The sequence below is a fragment of the Emticicia sp. BO119 genome, assembly GCF_013912375.1.
Lineage (GTDB): Bacteria > Bacteroidota > Bacteroidia > Cytophagales > Spirosomataceae > Emticicia.
This window is the reverse complement of the sequence record NZ_JACETV010000001.1, coordinates 917,973-939,225: the sequence shown is the minus strand read 5'-3', so window position 1 is coordinate 939,225 and position 21,253 is coordinate 917,973. Positions and strand designations below refer to the sequence as shown.

At 35.5% G+C, this 21,253-nt stretch carries 19 protein-coding genes; 9 read left to right on the top strand and 10 right to left on the bottom strand.

What is annotated here, in order from left to right; all coding sequences use genetic code 11:
- Nucleotides 1-75: 75 nt before the first annotated feature.
- Complete coding sequence (locus tag H1R81_RS04135; protein ID WP_181839401.1) at nucleotides 76-882, bottom strand: alpha/beta hydrolase family protein; 807 nt, start codon at nucleotides 880-882, stop codon at nucleotides 76-78.
- Between the two features lie 456 nt (nucleotides 883-1,338).
- On the opposite strand from H1R81_RS04135, the gene H1R81_RS04130 reads away from it, so the two are divergent.
- Nucleotides 1,339-2,457, top strand: a complete 1,119-nt coding sequence (locus tag H1R81_RS04130) for a SulP family inorganic anion transporter (RefSeq protein ID WP_181839400.1) — start codon at nucleotides 1,339-1,341, stop codon at nucleotides 2,455-2,457.
- Nucleotides 2,439-2,849 (top strand): SulP family inorganic anion transporter, encoded by a 411-nt coding sequence (locus H1R81_RS04125; protein ID WP_181839399.1) that lies wholly within the window; start codon nucleotides 2,439-2,441, stop codon nucleotides 2,847-2,849. Before H1R81_RS04130 ends, H1R81_RS04125 begins: the two co-directional genes overlap by 19 nt.
- Nucleotides 2,850-2,889: 40 nt before the next feature.
- Here H1R81_RS04125 and H1R81_RS04120 read toward each other — a convergent pair whose 3' ends face one another.
- The 5 genes from H1R81_RS04120 to H1R81_RS04100 all read right to left on the bottom strand — a co-directional run bounded on the left by H1R81_RS04120 (nucleotide 2,890) and on the right by H1R81_RS04100 (nucleotide 9,354).
- On the bottom strand, nucleotides 2,890-3,996 hold the full coding sequence (locus H1R81_RS04120; protein ID WP_181839398.1) for an alcohol dehydrogenase catalytic domain-containing protein: 1,107 nt from the start codon (nucleotides 3,994-3,996) through the stop codon (nucleotides 2,890-2,892).
- 93 nt (nucleotides 3,997-4,089) lie between these two features.
- Nucleotides 4,090-4,746 carry a 5-oxoprolinase subunit PxpB gene (gene pxpB / locus H1R81_RS04115; RefSeq protein ID WP_310588055.1) on the bottom strand — a complete coding sequence of 219 codons (657 nt, stop codon included), beginning with the start codon at nucleotides 4,744-4,746 and terminating at the stop codon, nucleotides 4,090-4,092.
- Between the two features lie 33 nt (nucleotides 4,747-4,779).
- On the bottom strand, nucleotides 4,780-6,792 hold the full coding sequence (locus tag H1R81_RS04110) for a thioredoxin domain-containing protein (protein WP_181839397.1): 2,013 nt from the start codon (nucleotides 6,790-6,792) through the stop codon (nucleotides 4,780-4,782).
- Nucleotides 6,793-6,954: 162 nt separating this feature from the next.
- Nucleotides 6,955-8,547, bottom strand: coding sequence for a T9SS type A sorting domain-containing protein (locus H1R81_RS04105; RefSeq protein ID WP_181839396.1), 1,593 nt, complete (start codon nucleotides 8,545-8,547; stop codon nucleotides 6,955-6,957).
- Between the two features lie 120 nt (nucleotides 8,548-8,667).
- Nucleotides 8,668-9,354 carry an NUDIX hydrolase gene (locus H1R81_RS04100; RefSeq protein WP_181839395.1) on the bottom strand — a complete coding sequence of 229 codons (687 nt, stop codon included), beginning with the start codon at nucleotides 9,352-9,354 and terminating at the stop codon, nucleotides 8,668-8,670.
- A gap of 172 nt (nucleotides 9,355-9,526) precedes the next feature.
- Here H1R81_RS04100 and H1R81_RS04095 point away from each other — a divergent pair, with 172 nt between their 5' ends.
- The 6 genes from H1R81_RS04095 to H1R81_RS04070 all read left to right on the top strand — a co-directional run bounded on the left by H1R81_RS04095 (nucleotide 9,527) and on the right by H1R81_RS04070 (nucleotide 15,210).
- The gene (locus tag H1R81_RS04095; protein WP_181839394.1) at nucleotides 9,527-10,813 is read left to right on the top strand and encodes a hemolysin family protein; all 1,287 of its coding nucleotides are present in this window, start codon (nucleotides 9,527-9,529) and stop codon (nucleotides 10,811-10,813) included.
- Nucleotides 10,814-10,942: 129 nt separating this feature from the next.
- Nucleotides 10,943-11,569, top strand: coding sequence for an orotate phosphoribosyltransferase (gene pyrE / locus H1R81_RS04090; RefSeq protein ID WP_181839393.1), 627 nt, complete (start codon nucleotides 10,943-10,945; stop codon nucleotides 11,567-11,569).
- A gap of 652 nt (nucleotides 11,570-12,221) precedes the next feature.
- Nucleotides 12,222-12,662 carry a hypothetical protein gene (locus H1R81_RS04085; protein WP_181839392.1) on the top strand — a complete coding sequence of 147 codons (441 nt, stop codon included), beginning with the start codon at nucleotides 12,222-12,224 and terminating at the stop codon, nucleotides 12,660-12,662.
- A 258-nt stretch (nucleotides 12,663-12,920) separates the two neighbouring features.
- On the top strand, nucleotides 12,921-13,568 hold the full coding sequence (locus H1R81_RS04080; RefSeq protein WP_181839391.1) for a hypothetical protein: 648 nt from the start codon (nucleotides 12,921-12,923) through the stop codon (nucleotides 13,566-13,568).
- Nucleotides 13,547-14,350: a sensor histidine kinase gene (locus H1R81_RS04075; protein ID WP_181839390.1), complete on the top strand. Its 804-nt coding sequence runs from the start codon at nucleotides 13,547-13,549 to the stop codon at nucleotides 14,348-14,350. The genes H1R81_RS04080 and H1R81_RS04075 overlap by 22 nt, the downstream gene beginning before the upstream one ends.
- A 185-nt stretch (nucleotides 14,351-14,535) precedes the next feature.
- Entirely contained in the window at nucleotides 14,536-15,210 is a 675-nt protein-coding gene (locus H1R81_RS04070; RefSeq protein WP_181839389.1) for a response regulator transcription factor, read from the top strand.
- Between the two features lie 74 nt (nucleotides 15,211-15,284).
- Here the strand turns inward: H1R81_RS04070 and H1R81_RS04065 are convergent, their stop codons facing one another.
- The 3 genes from H1R81_RS04065 to H1R81_RS04055 all read right to left on the bottom strand — a co-directional run bounded on the left by H1R81_RS04065 (nucleotide 15,285) and on the right by H1R81_RS04055 (nucleotide 18,932).
- The gene (locus tag H1R81_RS04065) at nucleotides 15,285-16,376 is read right to left on the bottom strand and encodes an acyl-CoA desaturase (RefSeq protein WP_181839388.1); all 1,092 of its coding nucleotides are present in this window, start codon (nucleotides 16,374-16,376) and stop codon (nucleotides 15,285-15,287) included.
- Nucleotides 16,377-16,506: 130 nt separating this feature from the next.
- Complete coding sequence (locus H1R81_RS04060) at nucleotides 16,507-17,523, bottom strand: zinc-binding alcohol dehydrogenase family protein (protein ID WP_181839387.1); 1,017 nt, start codon at nucleotides 17,521-17,523, stop codon at nucleotides 16,507-16,509.
- Nucleotides 17,524-17,564: 41 nt separating this feature from the next.
- Entirely contained in the window at nucleotides 17,565-18,932 is a 1,368-nt protein-coding gene (locus H1R81_RS04055) for an FGGY-family carbohydrate kinase (protein ID WP_181839386.1), read from the bottom strand.
- A 332-nt stretch (nucleotides 18,933-19,264) separates the two neighbouring features.
- Between H1R81_RS04055 and H1R81_RS04050 the strand changes: the two genes are divergently transcribed.
- Nucleotides 19,265-19,630, top strand: coding sequence for a hypothetical protein (locus H1R81_RS04050; protein ID WP_181839385.1), 366 nt, complete (start codon nucleotides 19,265-19,267; stop codon nucleotides 19,628-19,630).
- Nucleotides 19,631-19,717: 87 nt separating this feature from the next.
- On the opposite strand, the gene H1R81_RS04045 is transcribed toward H1R81_RS04050, so the two are convergent.
- Nucleotides 19,718-20,887: a hypothetical protein gene (locus H1R81_RS04045; protein ID WP_181839384.1), complete on the bottom strand. Its 1,170-nt coding sequence runs from the start codon at nucleotides 20,885-20,887 to the stop codon at nucleotides 19,718-19,720.
- Nucleotides 20,888-21,253 lie beyond the last annotated feature (366 nt).

Here is a 21,253-nt window from a genome sequence, read left to right as displayed (position 1 = left end):
TGAACGATTAATATTACGTAAAATAACTTCCTATCAGAAAAGTCAAAAAGTGAGCCTATTCTCTTAATTTCTAAATCACTCAATAAATTTGCTGAAAAACAATAAAGTGTCTGTTATATGCCCTTGCCAGTAAGGCCAATCATGCGATCCTTCATACTCTTCATAAATATGAGGGATACCATTTGACTCTAATTCCTGATGAAGTTTTCTGTTAGGCTCAACTAATAAATCATCTTTACCACAATCGAATCTAAAAAGAGGCAACTGGCTTTTATGGGCTAATATCCATTGCAAGGTATTTTCTTCGGCCAATACATTTTCTTTTAAAACCGAATCGTCATTATTTTCTAAAAACTGTCTGAGCTGCGAAAACTCTGTGATTGAAGATAAACCTGAAAAGGACTTGAATACTTGTGGATATTTAGCACCTAATCTCATGGCACCAAAGCCTCCCATCGACAACCCTGTGATAAAAAAGGGCAAATCAGGCTTTAAATCAGATTGAATTTCATGAATAAGATTTTTCAGGTCCTCCACAATCCATTGTTCATAGTTTTCTGTATGATGAGATAAGTAACCACTTCCATCACCAAATAATCCATCAGACGGCATAATTAAGAGCATGGGTTGTATCTTAAAATCATCAATCAATTTTTGTGTAATTCTGTGCACGCCCCCTTTCAAAGACCAAGCCCAATGTGAGCCATAAACACCATGTAATAGAATAACTATTCCTTTAATGTCTTGGGGTACTACTCCTTTCGGAATAAAAACACTTACATCAGCTCTTTTTTTAAGGGCATTGCTCTTGACAGTAACCCAGCGGAGATTATCAAACTCATAAATGGGGTCAGATATTTCTATTGTGAAGAAGTTTGACATTGTAAAATTTAAAACAATTGACAAAATACTCAATTATTACATAAGTTATCGTAATAAGCCTACCACTTATTCAGCAATAAATTAATTCAAATTTCCAAATTAATCGAATTATCTTTCAACTTAATAGTCTTCTTGCTCAATATATGACAAAAATCATAAAATAGATTTATTTAGTTTATTACTTTTAGCCGATTTTTAATCACACAGCACAATTAGCTGGAACTCATTCCACTATATTGGAGCTGGCTGATATTTAAATTTTGCCTGTCTGAATATTTACACTTCAATTTTTTCCAGAAATGAGTCTAATTTCTGTTTATTTCAATCCGTATCAGGTTACGTAAAATTTGCCTCTCCTTCAGATTTAGGCTATCCTTACCAATTGCTGAAGGAATTTCTGCCCGAATAAACTTTTAACAAAACACTCCACATAAAATCTTATCAGTCAGTTTATTAATGAAACGAACACTCAAATACTATCGGTTTCTTTGGATCAGGCATGACCTCCCGGCTGGTCTGTCAGTTTTTTTAGTAGCCCTACCCTTATGCCTTGGAATTGCCCTGGCCTCTGGGGCACCACTATACAGTGGACTCATATCGGGAATCATCGGAGGATCTGTAATTTCATTATTAAGCGGTTCAGAATTAAGCGTTTCCGGTCCTGCTGCTGGTTTAAGTACGGTTGTCGCAGAGGCAATACTCTCGTTGGGTGACTTTCCTATGTTTTTACTTACTGTTATTATTGCTGGTCTCCTTCAGCTATTGTTAGCAGTATTAAAACTTGGGATAATTGTCAACTATTTTCCTTCCGCAATTATTAAAGGTATGTTATCAGTAATCGGGATAATTCTGATTTCAAAACAAATACCTATCATGCTTGGCTTCGACCAGGCAGATTTCTGGCATACATTCTTTTTAAATAGTTTCTCAAATGCAAATGTTGGTGTCCTACTAATTTCCATCATCTCACTAACGCTTTATATGATATTAGAAAAGCTTCAGTTCAAAGTTCTCAAAAGCATTCCACTTCCTTTATTAATTGTCATTGTTGGTATAATTATTAGTAATCTTCTTCAGATTTACTTCCCTCATTTTCAGCTTAAGCCGCATCAGTTTGTAAATGTTCCCAAAAACAGCATTACTAATATTCAATATCCTGCATTTTCAAAAATATTCTTACATACAGAAATATGGCAATTTGGTTTAACCATAGGCCTTTTAGCAAGTATAGAAACACTCTTAAGTGTTGAAGCCATTGATAAACTGGATAGACACAACCGGATCACACCAGTAAACAGAGAATTATTTGCCCAGGGTATCGGGAATATATTATGCGGATTGCTTGGGGGGATTCCGGTTACTGCAGTAGTTGTTAGAGGTGCGGCCAATATTGATGCTGGTGCAAAAACAAGATTTGCGGCTTTAACTCATAGTATTTTTTTACTGCTTACCGTAAGCCTTGTTCCGTTTTTATTAAATATAATACCATTTGCTTCGCTTGCCTCAATACTCTTGGTAACCGGATATAATCTGAGAAAGTCAAACTTTATAAAGATATGTGGAGCCTGGGCTTGAAACAGTTTCTGCCTTTTATCATTACAATCGTAACTATTCTCTTGACAGACCTCTTGATTGGTGTCGGTATCGGGCTTCTTTTAAGTGCTTATTTTATTATACAGAATAATTTCAAGGCTGAATATAAAATTACGACATCTATACAACAGGGGATATCACATTATTACATCAAACTAAACACTAATGTTACTTTTTTAAACAAGGTAAATTTAAGAAAATCACTTGACCAGATTGAAGAGTATAGCGTTTTAACTATTGATGGTAGTGAGTGTAATTTTATTGACTATGATATTGTCGAAGCGATTAGTGAGTATGAAAATAAAGCTAAAGACCGACATATTGAAGTTCATCTGAAAGGCATTAAAAAAGTAAAAATTATGGCCGTTCATTGAGGTTTCAATTCTTTCTCAGGATTTCGCATTACTTATTTTGCTAAAATACAATCACACCTTTGGCATTCAAACCCTGGTGCATATCGGAAAAAGCAATATTGAGCTCATAAAGGCTATAAGTTTGTGTTACCATTTTGTCCAAAATTAAATCACCTTTTTTGTAAAGTTCCTGTAAAACCGGGAAATCAATTTGTGGACGGGCCTTGCCATAAAGCGGGTTAATGTATACCTTATCCCACTCAAAAAGATTCATATCTATATTAATTTCCTGCTCAATACCACTAACCTGAACTGCCATACCTGCATTACGTACCATTGCCAAAGGGGCTGCACCTAAGGCTGGAATAGCAGTACACTCAAATGCATAATCTGCTCCACGATGTGTGAGTTCTTTTACTTTTTTTGCTGCCTCTATTAGGCCAATATCATCTTTTGAGGCTAATATTGTATGCGTGGCTCCATATTCCACTGCCATTTCAAGCCGGGAAGGATTAATATCAATAGCTATAATTTTGGCGGCTCCAGCAATTCTTGCACCCTGTATCACATTTAACCCCACTCCGCCTGTACCTAATACTACAACAGAAGAGCCTGGTTTTACTTTAGCGGCATTCACCACTGACCCATAGCCTGTCATAACTCCACAACTAATAATGGCCGCAGAAGCAAAAGGTATATCCACATTTATTTTTACACAAGCAGCTTCACGAACTAAGGTATATTCTGACATGGTTCCAAGGCTAAAAGAACGCTCGACTGGAATAGCATTAAAAGTTGAAGCTTCTAAACGAGCATGCCCACCTGAAACTTTATTACCTGCTGTAACAGGTGAATTAACTTCGCAAATATGCTGATTACCTTCCTGACATTGAAAGCATTGGTAGCAAGGAATCGCCCAATTGAGTATCACTTTATCACCTACTTGTAGATTTTTCACTTCCGGGCCTACTCTTACAATTATTCCTGCTCCCTCATGCCCCATAATCAGAGGTTTACCCCATGATTGAGAATCCCAATCGGTATGGCATATACCTGCGGCTTTTACTTGTATTAATACCTCATCCCATACCGGTACATCATCAACTTCAATCGTTTGAATAGAAAAATCTCCTCCTCCGTTTGCAATAGCGGCTTTTGCATGTATCATAGGTTATTAGTAAATAGAGTTGATAGGCTCAAAGATAGTTGAATTTTTTATTAATAATTTGATAAAACTAATTTCTAACAATAGACATTATGACTACTCAATTTTTATAAACCTCACTAAATCTCCAGCCTTCAAAAGTGAGGGTGATGCAGACTCTCTATCAAATAATGACAATGAAGTTTTACCAATCAATTGCCAACCACCAGGGCTTTCGAGGGGATAAATGCCTGTTTGTTTACCTGCTATGCCTACACTCCCAGCAGGCACTTTAGTGCGTGGGTTTGACTTTCTTGGGGTAGCAATTCTTTCATCCATACCACCTAAATAAGCAAAACCGGGTAAAAAGCCAATCATATATACACGATAAGTGGATTGGGCATGTATTTGTATTACGTCTTTTATACTTAATTGATTATATTCTGCTACAAAAGCCAAATCCTCCCCATCATATAAAACAGGGATTTCAATTAATTCTGGTTCTTTTATTTCCGATAGATTTAAGTTATCCAAAGCAATCGTCAAATAATTTTCAACAATAGCATACGATGTATTAGCAAATATACAGGCATTTCGTACTTCTATAACATCATAAAAAATTGTCAAAGAAGCATAAGCTGGCACAGCTTCAATAAAACCCTTAAATGGGCGATTTTTACAATAATCAAATAGCTTAGAAACAAGCATATTAATGCCGACATCAATTACTGCACCGAAGTCGATAGTGATTGAAGAGTCACTTAACGGAAATATTTTATAAGGTGGTATCAGTCTTTAAATAGTCGATCAGTTCATCAATTTAAGTGCTTGGCCAATGTCTGATGTCGGTAATTGGCAGGTTTTGTCATAGCAGACATATATCATTGTTTCTGCATTTTTAGCAGTCCGGTTTTGCAGCAATGGTAATTCCGATGCATATTCGGCACCGACATATACTTTATTAGGAGCATAAGTTTCATCCAAAATTGCTCTTACATTCTGCAAATCTTTACCTACAATCGCTACTTCGGCTGTAGGTCTGGCGAGTTGGGTAGCTAAGGTTGCCCAATTGGTGAGCCATTGGGTTTCGGTCAGCACCAGTTTCTTCATTTTACCCAACATTTTTTTACTTATTGCTAAAAAATCCTGACGATCAAGAATCAACCCTAAATTATAAAGATTACTCGCCATAATTGAATTTGAAGCTGGAATCACATTATCAAACAATTCTTTCTTCCGGGCTATCAATTGCTCACCTTGGCTATCAGTAAAATAGAAAAATTCATCTTCAGCATCATAAAAATTGGCAATGGTATAGTCAGCAAGCATTTCTGCTTCTCTGAGCCATTGTTCGTCAAAAGTTATCTGATAAAGTGCCGTATAGGCATCTATTACACTTGCATAGTCTTCCAGATAAGCAATTAGTGTGGACTTACCATTTTTATAATTATGCCATAAACCTCTACCCTCTTTGCCTTCTTCAGTTAAAACCTTTGAAGTCATTTTTTCTTTTAAAAAATTAGCATTAGCTATTGCCAGCCTTAAAAACTCAGGGTTATTAATATAACGATAAGCATCAACCAACCCTTTCATCATCAGTCCATTCCAAGAGCAAAGTATTTTGTCATCCAGTCCCGGTCGTACTCTTGTATTTCTTTGTTTTAATAATTGAGCATATAGTTTATTCCATTTAGCAGTATCTACAGCCCAAAGGCGATCTTCCAAATGCAGAATATTGTTTCCATGCTCCCAATTTCCCCCTTCTGTTATGCCAAATACTTCACAAAACTCTTTCGACTGCTCTGCCAATATATAATCAATTTCCCTTTTTGACCAGATATAGTATTTGCCCTCTTCTCCTTCGCTATCAGCATCTAAAGCTGAATAAAATCCATTTTCTTCACTGGTCATTTCTCTTTCTATCCATTCAATAGTCTGAGTAACTTTATCTTTATATAGATGATCTTTTGTAAGGGCATAAGCTTCTGAGTAAAGAGAAACTAATTGACCGTTATCATAGAGCATTTTCTCAAAATGTGGCACTTTCCAGTCTTCATCCGTCGAGTAACGTGTCCAGCCACCGCCTAAAATATCATATATGCCTCCTAATGATAATCTATCAAGTGTCAACGAAATATGTTGTAATGCTCTTTCATCTCTGGTAGCAGCATAATAGCGAAGCAGAAATTTCCAGATACTTGGCATCGGAAATTTTGGAGCGCGGTTCATACCCCCTTTTTCATAATCAAAATCTACTCTGATTCTATTAAAAATCGTCACCAGCTCTTCTTCTGTAAAAGTCAGTTCTTCATCGGCACTTAATCCATACTTCTCTGACTCTTTAAAAAGCATATTCTGTGTAAAGCCCTCAGCTGACTCCTGCAATTTATCATAGTTTTCGTCAAAAGCACGTTTAATACTCACCACTAAATTAGCCCAGTTTTGTGGCGGAAAGTAAGTGCCGCCATAAAATGGTTGTGCATTGGGCATCAGAAATACATTTAATGGCCATCCTCCTCTTACTCCCATTGATTGCAGCGATTCCATATAAATGGCATCAACATCAGGGCGTTCTTCCCTATCCACTTTTATACATACCAAATGCTCATTCATTAAAGCAGCTATCTGATTATTTTCAAACGATTCTCTTTCCATTACATGGCACCAATGGCAAGCCGAATAACCAATACTAACTAATATTGGTTTATTTTCAGTCTTAGCTTTAGTTAACGCCGCCTCACCCCATGGATACCAGTCAACAGGGTTGTGTGCGTGTTGTAATAGATACGGACTTGTTTCATGAATGAGTTGATTGGGCATATTTTAAAAGGAATGGTTTAGATGTTAAAACATCACAAAATTTGATTTGTTCAGTTTTCCATAGCAATTAACTCGTTTTTCTATTTACTCAATTGCCGCAAAGCATAGTTTTGTATTTCAGCCCGGTTTCGTACATAGGTTATGGAATTTTCTATTAAGAAACTACTCTTTAATAAATTTCTTAGTAGACTCTAAAACTCTCACAAAATATGTTCCACTTAGATAATGACTAATTTTAATTGTCTTATTATTTTCACCCGGTTGTAAATCAATATTTTCCTGATGTAAAATTTCACCTTTTACATCAACAATTTCAAGTTTTCCGGTTTGATAAAGTAAACTATTGATTTTGATTGTAAGACTTTCTTGTGAAGGATTTGGGAATACATTAAACAATGAAAGTGGTTGCTCAGGCTCATTGGCCAGTAAGGTCATATCAAATTTACAAAGAAAAACCTCATACCCTTTAAGAGTTATATTTACTTTCCAGTTATTGTAAGTAGCTTCAACAATCACAATTTCATTTTCATCTTTTGCATATGGATTATGCGCCACTACTAAAAAATCTGTTCCTTTGGCAATACCTCTCCAGATAGGTTTTCGTTTATCAATATAGTTGTGAGCAGGTTGCGGAATTACCAGTCGATAATCTCCTGCAAACATATCTTTATATTTTGACAGACGATAGAGTCCATTAATAAAATACTCGTAAGTGGCAAAATTTTCATTATTGGCAAACAAAGCCGGGTCATCCCATAACCATAACCCATTGGCACCTGAGAAAAAAGGGAAAATCGCAGTAGCCTCTGCCATAAAAGGCTTAATGAATTTTCTGGCCGCATCTGTTACATAACTATATCTTAACCATACAAAAGGAATGATAGATTTATCTGGTGCCCAGGCCTTGTTTACTTCAATCTGAAACAAAAGATAAGCCAGATAATCAGGCGCTAATGGGTTAGGATAATCATAGTAATAATACGCTGATGGGCTGAAAAAATCCTGTCGGTCAAAAACCTTCCCCCCTATTTTATTGCCTGAAAAATCATAAAACAGGTAATTCAATAAACTTGGATCAGTTATCCATTTTTGCCAGGAATTGCCCGGAATATTAATGTAAGTATTTAGAATCGGGGAATCTGAATACCCAGCTATCCGGGCCGATTTATTACTCTTTGTAAAACCAAAAGCTTCAGCATAAAGGTTTTGCAAATCTTGTTTATACTGAGTTATAAAAGAGTTATTATCCAGATTCTGATAAGCTAACGGAGTAGCCGAATGGTTTTTCAGCACAAGAATAGAATCATTTGATTTGATTTGGCGCTCAATATCAGGAACTAACAAATCAACCTCTGGCATGGTGGCGAGTTCATGGTGCCATTTGGCCTTATAGCCTTCAAGATTATTATTCCAGGGGCTTCTGACACTCTCCCAAGGTTGATTTGTACCTGTATAAGCTACACCATACCATACTAATGCTCTTTGGTTCTTAGGCAAATTATCGTCGGCGCCTTCAAAAGTAGCCAAATGACTAAAGCCATGTTTGAGTGGCTGCCTTTGAGTATCATTAAATCTTGGCCCTCCATAAATTACCTGAAAAGGAAGATTAAATTCCGGAAATTTCTGCCATTCTATGGTTTTGTTTTGTGTACTTGGGCTTAATTGAAAATCAGAGGGATTGCAGGATTGGGCATTGACGCTTTGTAAAATAGCAAAAAACAATAAACTATTAATCAAATGGATAGACTTGCCCATTTGATTAATATTCAATTTTATTATTTTGTTGTGGGTTATCATTCAAAAGATTTATAATAAACATAGTTCATTTAATAGATTCGACTTCAACTCTGATCTGTTGATATATATGCAAAAAAATCAAAGCTCTTTTTCCCGTTTCCTCAACTCATCAAAAACAAAACGAATAGAACTATAAGAATTAAGCAAAGCCTTTTGAATCTGCTTATCATCCATCCATTGTAGCTCTTCAATATCTTCTTCTAATTGAGGTCTCATTTCAGAGTCATCTATGCAATTCATTCTATACCATTTGGTGCGTTTAAGTATTCTGCTGCCTCCCATAGCATAAGTATGCCAGGTAGTGCAAATTTTTTCACCCAAAACCACAGTAATGTTACATTCTTCGGCTACCTCTCTTACCGCTGTATCTTTCGACTTCTCATCGTCATCGCGTTTACCTTTAGGCAGATCCCATTTGCCAAGACGGTGCATCATCAGAATTTTGTTTTCATGGTTAAATACCACGCCACCGGCTGCTTTTACTACTCTGTAATAGCTCTTAATCTGCTCTTCAATAGCCTCCTTATCGTCTACTATGAACACTATTGATTGATACTCAAAATCTTTTGCTGCTCCTAACAAACGGAAGAATTTTTCAATGGTGGCCGCCGAGGTATTTAATACAATTACATGGCCTTTAAGTTTCTTTTCATTTAACTGCTCTAATCGGGCATCTATGATAGTATCAAAATCACTCCCATGCAGGTGTTGAAACTTTTTTTTACTAATAATTTTTACAGGTTTGTCGTCAATGAAGATAACCATTTGTTTTGTTCAGGCAGATTTGATTCAGACAACAAAGTTCGTAATTTTTTTGGAAGTAATAGAAGTCATAAAAAAATTATAATACGCTTTTCGTTTACAATATCTGTAAAAGGTATTATTTTGCATTTTAATCACCATCTGGCTTGCAAATTGTAAAGCCAAAACCATTTAAATGGAAATTTTAATTATCCTTTTTTTAGTGATACTTAACGGAATTTTCTCGATGTCTGAGATTGCCTTGGTATCCTCCCGCAAAACAAAACTCGAAATATTAAGTAAAAATGGCGATAAAAGAGCTCAGGCCGCGCTCGATCTTGCAAATTCACCCAACCGTTTCTTATCGACCGTTCAAATCGGTATTACCCTTATTAGCATCTTAACAGGTATCTTTTCTGGTGATAGCCTGACAAAAGAGCTAAAAACCACTTTAATGAGTTGGGGTTTAGCACAACAATATGCCGATGAAATCGCTGTAGGTTTAGTAGTGTTAATCATTGGTTTTGTTCAATTGGTTTTAGGCGAACTGGTGCCGAAACGCATTGGTATGGCAAATCCAGAGGCCATTGCCAAAGTAATGGCAGCTCCCATGAATATCCTTTCAAAAATCACTTCTCCGTTTATTTGGTTACTTACCATCTGTAGCGATCTTATTTTCAAGATTTTGGGCATTCAGCAAACCGAAAACTCAGTAACAGAAGAAGAAATCAAATCAATGATTCAGGAAGGTGCTACCGGAGGAGCAATTGATGAAATTGAACAGGAAATAGTGCAGAATGTTTTTCATCTTGGAGATAGAAAAATCACAACCCTGATGACCAGCCGGAATGAAATAACACTTCTTGATATTGATGATTCTCTTGAAGAAAACAGAGATAAAGTTATTGAATACAAACATTCTGTTTATCCTGTATGCAAAGATGGAATAGATAACATTATAGGCTTACTCTACATAAAGAATTTATTAGGAAAGGATTTAGATACAGAGCTTCAGAATTTAGAATCAAATCTAAAAGAACCATTGTTTATTCCTGAAAATAATCATGCTTATCAGGCATTGGAGAAATTCCGTGAAGAACGTATCCATATGGGTATTATTGTTGATGAGTATGGAAGTGTATTAGGTATCATTACACTTAATGATATTTTAGATGCCTTAGTAGGAGACATTTCAGTAGACGACGAGTTTGAGTACGAAATTCATGAGCGTGAAGATGGTAGCTTTCTGGTTGATGCCTCCTTACCTTTTGACGATTTCCTTAACCATTTTGAAATCACAATTAATAATCGCAAAGAATATACAGGTTTTGATACCCTTGGTGGTTTTGCTTTGAATATCCTGAAAGAAATACCCGATACTGGGGATAAATTTGAATGGGGAGATTATGAATTTGAGATTATCGATATGGACAAAAACCGTATTGATAAAATTTTAGTCATGAAAATTCCAAAAGAAGAATGAGTGATCAATTGATTAATTTAATCACTCATTTTTAATTTACCCTTTAAATTAGTTAGAAATCTGATAATAACTCAATCATACATTCACTCAATATTTTAAACTAAGCCTTCATAACATATTTTATTTTAAATGAATACTTCCCACAAAATTGCTTCTTATTTGTTATCAACCAAAGCAGTAAAATTGAACCCTGGACAACCGTTTAAATGGAGTTCTGGGTGGAATTCTCCTATCTATTGCGATAATCGTGTAACATTATCTTATCCTGAAGCAAGAACATTTATTAAAAAATCCCTTGCAAAAGCAATAAAAAAACATTTCCCTGATGCCGAATTAATAGCAGGTGTAGCGACTGCTGGCATTCCACAAGGTGCTTTGGTAGCAGAAACATTAGGTTTACCTTTTGCTTATGTTCGTCCGAAACCAAAAGAACATGGTATGGGTAACCAGATTGAGGGGCGTATTGAAAAAGGTCAGAAAGTTGTAGTAATTGAGGACCTGATTTCTACAGGCGGAAGTTCACTTAAAGCGGTAGATGCGTTAAGAGAAGCCGGAATAGAGGTAGTAGGCATGGTGGCTATTTTTACTTATGGTTTTAAAATAGCCGATAAGAATTTTGCCGACAAGAATGTACCTTTGGTAACATTGAGCAATTATAATGCTTTAATTGATGAGGCAATTAAACAAAATTATATCTCTGCCGAATCTCTGGTATCTCTTAAAAAATGGCGCAGAAAGCCCGAAACATGGGGTTAATAAGAATACAATTCTTGTAAAGGTGGAATCTGTTTGCAGGTTCCACCTTTATTATTTTTATTCACCAAGGATTTTATAACGAATCAAGTAAGTAACAGTTATTCTGATATGAGAAGGTAAATATTAAACCAGCGACATAAAAGCATTTGCCGGATTTGTAATTGAGCAACTTTGAGAAAACAATCTTGAGAATAAGAAACATTGTGAAAAGAATAAAAGAGAAAGAAATGTTTTACTAAATTAAGTAAGCATTTGCTGGTGTTGTTTAGGCCAAACCCTATTTTATTCTTACTAAAATCTTTTGCTGAGTGGAATCCTTTCCGATAGTTAAGCAAACGTTATTAAAAATAATAGTATAGCTTCACTACATTCGTTTTTATAATATTGATAGTGGTTAGGTGTATCAATTTTATAAAAATTATAGCTCTTTATCGTGCTAAAAATCAATACCCAAAATTGAGAAGAAAAACAAAACTGTAAATGCGTAAAAATACCTGTTTTTAATTTTGCCTTCTTTTAAAGAAATACTCTTTTTTATTTGGCTTGCTTTTTGAATATGGATTTAGGTAATTTTTCACCTCTGCAAAAACAGGTATTTTTACGCATATCAGCGGTTATAAAAGCACCTAATTTTGCTTAACCATCAAACAAAATGAACTTAGATGTAAAAAACACAAACGCTCCGGTAAACGGGCCAACAGCAAATCCAGATCCTTACAAAATCCCTTTAAAAACCGCCAAGGAATGGATAAACAACTGGTTGGAGTTCGATTTGCAAAAAGCCAAGATTCAACCAAATGAAATGAAAGCTTTTGCAATCAGAAAGCAAGATATACAGGATTTATCTGATCTTGCCCCTGATGCTAACTGGATACGAATGTATATTGGTTTAGAATTGCTTGATACTGGTATTTACCAGCCACATTTATTGATGGTAAATGCTATAGGGCCTGAGAATGTAAGTGCAGTTACTCGTCTGAAAATAAAAGATCTTATTAACTATGATCCGGAAACTTTGCAAGACCAGTACGTAAATGATTTCTCAAAAGTTTGCCCACCATACTGTGACCCAGATAGTGACTTAAACAATTGACAATTGCAGAATAACAAGCGTAATGTCGGTTCATGATGCCTTATATTAACCTTTAACCCTGGTAAAAGAGGTATTTGTCCGAAAATGTTTCCTGAGTTTTTAGTTGATTCAGTCGCAATTACGCTTTGTTAATTTATTGATGAATGCTGAAAATGTCCTCGATGCACTCAAAACGACCTTTGCTGCCTGTTATTAAAATTTAGCTCTACAAATCTGTATATTTGTAGAGCTAAAATTTATCTGATAAACCTACCCAAAATGCTTAGAACAATTGGTGATTTTTTGGTAACCTACGTAACTGTCCTCCTGTTTTTTCCGCTGGCAATTGCGATTTACCGACGAAAGTACTTAAAAGGAGAGCTAAAACCTATCTTTTATTATCTGCTTTTTGCTCTGTTTTTCCAATTGATAGCTATCGTTTCAGTTAGATTTGTTAAGAATAATTCACCATTTCTGCATGTTTACACAATTGCGGAATTCGGCTTGATTTCATGGTTTTATAAAGAATACCTTGGCGACTTTCTAAATAAAAAAATCATTTATGGTATTTTCATTATGTTTACCACATTTGCAATTCTATACGCATTTGTTATTCAATCAATTTTTGAGCAAAACGCTTATCCCCGCGGCTTAGAATGTCTCCTTGTAGTATTTTATGCCATTACGGCCTATTATAAAACACTTAAATCTTTAGAAATAATTTCAATAGAAAAATCGCCTTTGTTTTGGATTAATGCCGGATTTCTGTTTTACTTTGCAGGTAGTCTCTTTTTATTTGTTCTCGGCAATTTAATCTTAACCCAAGACATACAGCTAAGTTTATTATCATGGGCCATTCATGCCTGTGTGTTAGGCTTAATGTATATTTTTATCGGAATTGGTCTATGGCACAGTCCTCGCAAGTAGGTGCATCGGTTGATATGTATGTGATGATTATCGGTGGCACCATAATGCTTTTTTTATTAGCCAGCGGCATTATCATCTTTATGGTAATGTATCAAAGAAGAATGCTTGAGCATAAAATGAGTGTGCAGATAGCCGAAACCAAGCATCAACAGGAGTTATTTTATAGTACTCTGGAAGCAATTGAAGATGAGCGCATACGAGTTGCTCGTGACTTGCACGATGAAGTTGGTGCATCTTTAGGTCTCATGCGTTTACTTGTAGGCCAGATGCCAACTACTAAAGTACCCGAGATACAAGAAACGAATACACAATACAAGCAATTGATTGACAGCACCATTGATAATGTAAGACGAATTTCGAACGACTTACTTCCTCAGGGCTTAGAAGAAGCCGGGTTAGCATTTGCTATTGAAAGTTTGTGTGAAAAAATACTAAGTATATCAGATTTAGATATCGCCTTAAATATTGATACGAATGTAACTAATCTCGGTAATATTATTAATCTGGCTTCTTACCGCATATTACAGGAATTGCTTAATAATGCGGTAAAACATTCGGGTGCTACATTAATAGAGATACGTATGAGTAAAGAGAGCTCGATATTGAAAATTGATTATGCAGATAATGGGAAAGGGTTTGATTTTGAACAGGCATATAAGAAAAAAAGTCTCGGTCTGAAAAATATCGAAACCCGAACCAAGGTACTGAAAGGTACTGCCACATTTGAAACGCAACCAAATGCTGGATTAAAAGTGAGAATTGAAATTCCACTTATACATTAACTACCAAACACCTATTTACTTACCTAAAAACATTGCCTCGAAGAATGTTATTCTTGGTGAAGTATCCTTTTTGCCAGGTTTTCTTTGAGGACCAACGCAAAGTACACTGAACTTACCTTGCTCTGCTGCTGACTGAATTTTAACGAAATTTACCAATCAATAAACGATATTGATTATTCATATTTATGAAAAAAATTAATGTAGCTATTGCAGACGACCAGATTCTGTTTCGTAAAGGAATGACTGCTATTATTAATAGCCTTGACGATACACAGATAACTATCGAGGCTGACAACGGCAGAACCCTACTTGAAGCAATTGAAAGCAGTGAAACAAAACCGGATATAGTTTTACTTGACCTATCCATGCCAGAACTTAACGGTGTAGAAACTACTAAAATACTTCATAGTGATTACCCAGACATCAAAATTATCATCTTGTCGGTACATAGCGACGAGCGATTTGTTGCACATCTGATGGAGTTAGGTATCAATGCTTATCTCTTTAAAAATGTTGAACCTTCCGAGGTTGAACGGGCTATTTTAGCTGTAGTTGAAAAAGGATTTTATTTTAATGAAGTATTTCTTAAAGCCATGAAAAACCGAATGCTTGGCAAAAAACCACGTTTGTTGATTCAGGACAATATCCCGTCAACACTTACTCAACGTGAATTAGAGGTATTAGATCTGATTTGCCGACAATACACTGCACAAGAAATTGCGGAAAAATTATTTATCAGTACTCGTACAGTTGATGGCCACCGCAACAATCTCTTAGAAAAAACAGGTGTAAGAAATACTGCAGGCCTGGTAGTATTTGCCATAAAAAATAACTTGCTTGACCCTTCTGCACTACTATAATTGGCAGAGAACCAGAATTGGCCTGCAATTTTCAAACTGCTCGTAATAAAGGTAACAGAAATTAAATAATCACTTTAATTATTGCCTAAGTATTTTAACATTCTGATGTGTGAATCAAGCCCGTTTGCAAAAGATGCTTTATCATTATATGGAATGTTGAATTCCAGAGCGGTGCTTCTTACAATTGGTGAAATGGCACGGTAATGAATATGTGAAATATGAGGAAAAAGATGATGTTCAATCTGATAGTCAAGCCCACCAATATACCATGAAAGAGCATAATTTCTACTGGCAAAATTTGAGGTAGTATTCAATTGGTGAATAGCCCAGGTATTTTCAATAGTACCTTTTTCATCTGGCGAGGGTTGGCTTGCCCCCTCTACTACATGTGCTAATTGAAAAATGGTACTTAAAATAAGCCCTGCTACGCAGTGCATCGTCAGGAAGCCGACTATCCATTGTCCAAAGCTCAATTCGAGCAGATAAATAGGCAAAACAGCTATAAATAATATGTAAGCAAACTTCCCGACAATTAAGAAAATAATTTCTTTTCTTGGAAATGATTTCACTAATCCAGTTTTTGACATTTGGTTATAGAGTGAAATCTCTTTAAAATCTTTCCATAAAAAAGAAATAGTCATTAAACTATATAAGAAAAAGGCATATATATGCTGAAACCGATGGATAGCCTTCAATTTGTCACCACAGGAAAGTCTTAAGAGAAACTTACCCGTAATATCTTCATCAACATCATGAATGTTCGTATAAGTATGATGCAAACGATTATGCTGTATCTCCCAGTTATATACATTACCTCCTAAAAGGTACAAAGAAGCCCCGAATAGTTTATTAATCCATGTATATTCTGAAAATGACCCATGAATAGCATCATGCATTACCGACATACCCACACCGGCTACCCCAATCCCCATCAGAACGGTTAAACCTAACATCTGCAAGTCCGAAAACTGATCCGTCAGTATCAACAAAAAAGAACCAATATATAAAGTCAGCATACAAGCCGCCTTAATTAGGATTGTTTGTCCACCTGTCTTGGATATTTGATTATCATGAAAGTAAGCATCTACATTGTGGCGCAGTACAGAGAAAAAGATAGATTTATCCTTATTCAGGAATTTTACTCTTGCGTATTTTGAGGGTTTCATTAAAGGGTATCGATAGGTTAGGATCGTAATTTTTGACAATCTACCATTTTTTCTTGGAACGATATAATTTTAATACGCTTTTCTGAAAAAATTATTACCCTTGATGCACTTTTTATTTTAAAAAATTGTTCTAAACAACTATTATAGCCTTAACCAACTCGTTTCCTGATTTAAGAAGGGTCTCAAAATTATCTGCAGCATCGCTAAATGCTATACGGTGGGTTATCCAAGAATTAGTGTTTATTTCCCCTGCTTCCATTAAGCCAATTATATAATTAAAATCTTCAGGCAAAGCATTACGGCTGGCAAGTATTGTGAGTTCCCGACGATGAAAAAGAGGGTCAAAAAATGTCATATCTCCCTGAAAAAGCCCTACAAAAATAATTTTACCACCAAAGGCTACCAATTCAAACGCTGACATCATTGAGCTTGGGTTACCAGTAGCATCAAAAATAGCTGTTGGCATATCCCCATCGAAATGTGCTTTAATAGCTTCTGAACTTTTAACCGAAACTACCACTGTAGCATCCGCCTGCATCACATTCTTCGCAAAAGCTAACCGTGATTCGTTCACATCGAGCATTACTACTTTTGCCCCTTTATTTTTAGCAAACTGCAAACACGCCAGTCCAATCGGACCTGCCCCTACTACTAATACCTTGTCAGCGTCTGTTATACCCGACCTGTTTACCGCATGGCAACCAATCCCAAGTGTCTCAACTAATGCCAGTTGCTCAAAGCTCAATTGGGCCGAAGGATATAGTTTATTGGCTGGAAGTTTCATAAATTCAGTCATTCCTCCGTCGGTATGAACACCCAGCACTTTTAAATTTTCGCAACAATTGGTTCTACCATTCCTACAAGGCTGGCATTTATCACAATTAAGGTAGGGTTCAACAGCACATTTGTCTCCTGGCAGTATATTAGTTACTTTATTTCCTATAGCTAATACTTCTACTCCCAATTCATGCCCCAAAATACGAGGATAAGAAAAAAATGGTTGCCGCCCACGATAAGCATGGTAATCTGTACCGCAAATCCCAATACGATGAACCTTCACAAGAGCTTCATGTGGCTCTAACAAAGCTGGTTCGTCTATTATTTGATAAATCAGTTTTCCTGTTTCTTGCAGAGATAAAGCTTTCATTAATATGGCTAAAATTAGTAAAAGAAAATAGAAGCAACCTGCTAATAATACCTTTTTAAGCTGATAATCTGATCAGGAACAGGTTGTGTATTCCAATGCTCATGAATCACCAATGCTGCTCCTAATGCAGATGCCTGCGCAATCTCAGAAGCAAAAACCTGCTTGTTAAAAAAAGCATCTGCCATCAGGTTCATATAAATCTCGTTCTTTGAGAATCCGCCGTCTACGAATATTTTTTTTACGTCAGTGCGACCAATGGCCAATTTTAAAGAAGCTATCTGCTGCGCAACCAGATCAAGCATAAACTGGTGGTAGGCTTCTTCATAAGATTTAAACAAATTAATATTACGCTCTACAAACGGACAATCCAACAATACATCAGCGGTATCTGGGGTAGCCTGTTTGAATTTATTACGTAAAAACACAATTAGGTCTCTATCAAACTTTACCTGCTTGAAATAGTCAACTTTAACATTGAAATAGTCTGCTAAATGTTTGGTTTGTCTCTCATGTTCATTTCCGGCAAATATCCTTGAAGCCTTTACTGGCTTACCCTCATAATTCAGAAAACACAAACAATCTTTTGCTAACTGGTCGGCAGTAAGTGGTTCTTCATTAAAAGGATTCAGACTGATCGCCCAGGTACCAGTAGAAAGCAAGATAAAATTCTCATCGAATGTTTTCAGATAAGGAACCAATGCTGATGAGCTGTCGTGGATGCCAATACCTACAGCTATATTTTTTGAGGCGTCAGTAAATACATTATTACTGAGCAATGGTTCTTGATGAATTGAATGCAGGTGCTCAGCCTCTACCCACGAGTGATAATCATTCTTTTCAAAATCCCATAATAAAGTATGGCATCCTACGCCTGTGATTTCCGATACAGCCTCATTAGTAAATAAAAAACTACAATATTGAGGCAAGTGTAACGAATAACGTATCTGATGAAAAAGCGAGGGTTTTTCATACTTGAGCCAATAGAGTTGTAAGCTTGAATTAAGCATTCCGAGATCAGGAGATGCCGTTTCTCTGAAAATACTACTGCCGTATTTCTCCAAAAACCCTTTATGTAATGATTTCGGAAAGTTCTTCAGATAATTATACAAAGCACCAACTGGCTTTTTATTACCATCCAAATGCACCAGACTTGCTCCGTATGCAGAGCAATTCAATCCTTTTATCGTAAAATCATTGTTCTGAGAAAGTGTCTGAAAACTATTTTTAATCCAGTTTGTGAGTTGAAGCAGGTCGTCAGAAGGATAGCCATCATCATCTAAACTCTCTTCCAGTTGCACTTGTTCTTCTTTTAATACCTTGTAATTCTCATCAAATACCAATAATTTTTTATTTGTTTTACCAATATCAAAAACGGCACAAACAGGGGTAGAAGTTTTCTTTTCAGTCATTGAATAATCTTGTGTTTTCGGCTCAAAATTAGCAAACAGTTTCTATTAATGTTATTTCATCAGGCATAATTCTTTTCAAAAACTGCGGCTTTCTAAGAATTCATTTCTATATTTACTTTTAGTAGTTAAAAATACTCATAATTTATTGATAGAAAATTAAGTATTCTTTGTGCAGAGGCAATATCATTTTCCGCTATAACAGGCATAAAATATCTCATTATCATATCTTTTGCACCTGAAACTTAAAAAAAAATTAATAATTATTAATCCCGCAACTTTTAAAACAGGCCGTACGTTTTATAAGCAGTACAACAAAAATTATTCGAAAAAAAATGAAACTTATACACACTTTAGTGGTGTTATCTGCATTTGCAGTAACAACTACTGCTTTTGCGCAAAGCAAAACTTCTCCTCCGGCAAATTATAAGCAGCAAAATCTGCTTTTAGCTAAAAAAAATCAGGGGGTTCAACAGTCACAAATCGCGATTTCGAATGATTACTCAACAAACCCGTTGGAAAATCACCGCAATTATAAAGCACATGTTAATGCCCCTCAACCTGCAACAATAGTTTTTGATGTGGCTTTAGGAAACAGACACAGAAATTATAAACAAAAGAATCTGCTAACGTCGAACGGCCACAAAGAAGCCACCAAACGAGCACAGGAAATTGAACGAGAAGATTTGGTTTTGAAATAGTAGTGAATCAAGTTCAATAGATAAAAAGGTAGTCCGCTTGGGCTACCTTTTTTGTTACAATTTTCAATCAGACATTTTAATTGCATATTAAAAATTTATCTGCCCTATCTTCTTTGTCAATAATTCTGTCACAAATTCATTACCTTTTTCTGACCAATGGCCATCACAAGGTAAAAAATAATCAGCTACTGAGTCTAATTTGGCAAACTCCTCTAATAAATCAATCATATGAATATTCTTATTCTGGCAATATTGATTCAAAGTATCACGCAATATACTTTTACCCGTTTTTTTATACTCTATTAAATCAAGCGGATGAGGAATTAAAAGCAGAATAAGTGGCTTTTCACCAGCCAGATTTTTGATTTTTTCAATGTTATGACAGAATAAATCCATACCTTCTCTATTACTCTGACTAAATACCTCACTTTTATATGAACTTTCAGTACCTGATTGCCTGAATCTGACTCTATTAGCTATAAAATCAGCCATAGCTCCTGTATAGGTAAAATCAGTTATCAATGACCTAATTTTGTTCACAAACCTTTGTTTGCCATAATAAATATCCTTGAACAAATCGGCAGTTGTTCTTTTCGGAATACTGTCAGGATAAGCTTGTGATTTCTCCAGAGCATCAACATGATAAATCAGTTGATAATTCTGGCTTGAATCTTTGACAAGATAAGGACGGTACCGACGTTGTGTATAAAAAAACGACTTACCGAATTCATAATTATCATCTAATAAATCATTAAAAGGAAAGAATGAAAGCACCACTGCATTGTGTGAAAAATCTTTCGCCTTAGTTTCATAAAGAAGGCGCATTTGAGTTGTGCCGAATGAACCCGAAGTGCCAAAATTCAGGCATTCAATAGTAGTACGTTTTTCTAATAGATTCGATAATCTTTTTTCTTTTTCAATACCATAGCCTTCAATAAAAGAGTCACCTAAAAAAACAATACGTTTTCTCTCTGATACTTTCTTTTTCTCATCATCTCTTGCTCCATAGCTGTTAAACTGATACTCAACATTCCAGCAGGGGCCAATGTGTCGTGTTGAGGCATTAGCATAATGCCATGCACCAAATGCTTTATTGTTATCAACAAAAAAAGGCAAAAACTGATTGGAATAAACTTTTGGAGGTAATCCAAAATGCAGCCATCTGATAGCAATAAAAGAGAATAATTCGACTACACAGATAAGCAATAAAAGTTGAATTAAGAAGAATCTTAATCTTTTTATTAAAAGTGAGGACATAAATTGTAGATTTTGTTGTATGATTCAAACAGCAATTGCCAAGTGTGATTCTAAATTCAAACAGAGTGAAAACAAGTCAGGCAAACAAAATGCAATATGCTCGAAAAAAAAATAGTTGTAAAAATGTAGAAGAAGAAATTAGCGAGATATTTATTATGCGGTAATTTAAATCTGGTAATATTGTTCCAATTAGTGCTATATAAAGTTTGTCTGGGTTTTGAAACCTTCTGGACAAATGAAAACAACTAAAGTTTTTCAACTAAATAATCGATTCTATTCGTCTAACCGAGCATTAGATATAAAAAATTGCAAGACATTGAAAGCAGTTACCAGTATTTAACCCAAAGCAATCTATTTAATCTTATA

Excerpts from the sequence above, each read along its gene's own strand:
- H1R81_RS04135 (WP_181839401.1), bottom strand. The coding sequence starts at position 882 with ATGTCAAACTTCTTCACAATAGAAATATCTGACCCCATTTATGAGTTT.
- H1R81_RS04130 (WP_181839400.1), top strand. The coding sequence starts at position 1,339 with ATGAAACGAACACTCAAATACTATCGGTTTCTTTGGATCAGGCATGAC.
- H1R81_RS04125 (WP_181839399.1), top strand. The coding sequence starts at position 2,439 with ATGTGGAGCCTGGGCTTGAAACAGTTTCTGCCTTTTATCATTACAATC.
- H1R81_RS04120 (WP_181839398.1), bottom strand. The coding sequence starts at position 3,996 with ATGATACATGCAAAAGCCGCTATTGCAAACGGAGGAGGAGATTTTTCT.
- H1R81_RS04110 (WP_181839397.1), bottom strand. The coding sequence starts at position 6,792 with ATGCCCAATCAACTCATTCATGAAACAAGTCCGTATCTATTACAACAC.
- H1R81_RS04105 (WP_181839396.1), bottom strand. The coding sequence starts at position 8,547 with ATGGGCAAGTCTATCCATTTGATTAATAGTTTATTGTTTTTTGCTATT.
- H1R81_RS04100 (WP_181839395.1), bottom strand. The coding sequence starts at position 9,354 with ATGGTTATCTTCATTGACGACAAACCTGTAAAAATTATTAGTAAAAAA.
- H1R81_RS04095 (WP_181839394.1), top strand. The coding sequence starts at position 9,527 with ATGGAAATTTTAATTATCCTTTTTTTAGTGATACTTAACGGAATTTTC.
- pyrE (WP_181839393.1), top strand. The coding sequence starts at position 10,943 with ATGAATACTTCCCACAAAATTGCTTCTTATTTGTTATCAACCAAAGCA.
- H1R81_RS04085 (WP_181839392.1), top strand. The coding sequence starts at position 12,222 with ATGAACTTAGATGTAAAAAACACAAACGCTCCGGTAAACGGGCCAACA.
- H1R81_RS04080 (WP_181839391.1), top strand. The coding sequence starts at position 12,921 with ATGCTTAGAACAATTGGTGATTTTTTGGTAACCTACGTAACTGTCCTC.
- H1R81_RS04075 (WP_181839390.1), top strand. The coding sequence starts at position 13,547 with ATGGCACAGTCCTCGCAAGTAGGTGCATCGGTTGATATGTATGTGATG.
- H1R81_RS04070 (WP_181839389.1), top strand. The coding sequence starts at position 14,536 with ATGAAAAAAATTAATGTAGCTATTGCAGACGACCAGATTCTGTTTCGT.
- H1R81_RS04065 (WP_181839388.1), bottom strand. The coding sequence starts at position 16,376 with ATGAAACCCTCAAAATACGCAAGAGTAAAATTCCTGAATAAGGATAAA.
- H1R81_RS04060 (WP_181839387.1), bottom strand. The coding sequence starts at position 17,523 with ATGAAAGCTTTATCTCTGCAAGAAACAGGAAAACTGATTTATCAAATA.
- H1R81_RS04055 (WP_181839386.1), bottom strand. The coding sequence starts at position 18,932 with ATGACTGAAAAGAAAACTTCTACCCCTGTTTGTGCCGTTTTTGATATT.
- H1R81_RS04050 (WP_181839385.1), top strand. The coding sequence starts at position 19,265 with ATGAAACTTATACACACTTTAGTGGTGTTATCTGCATTTGCAGTAACA.
- H1R81_RS04045 (WP_181839384.1), bottom strand. The coding sequence starts at position 20,887 with ATGTCCTCACTTTTAATAAAAAGATTAAGATTCTTCTTAATTCAACTT.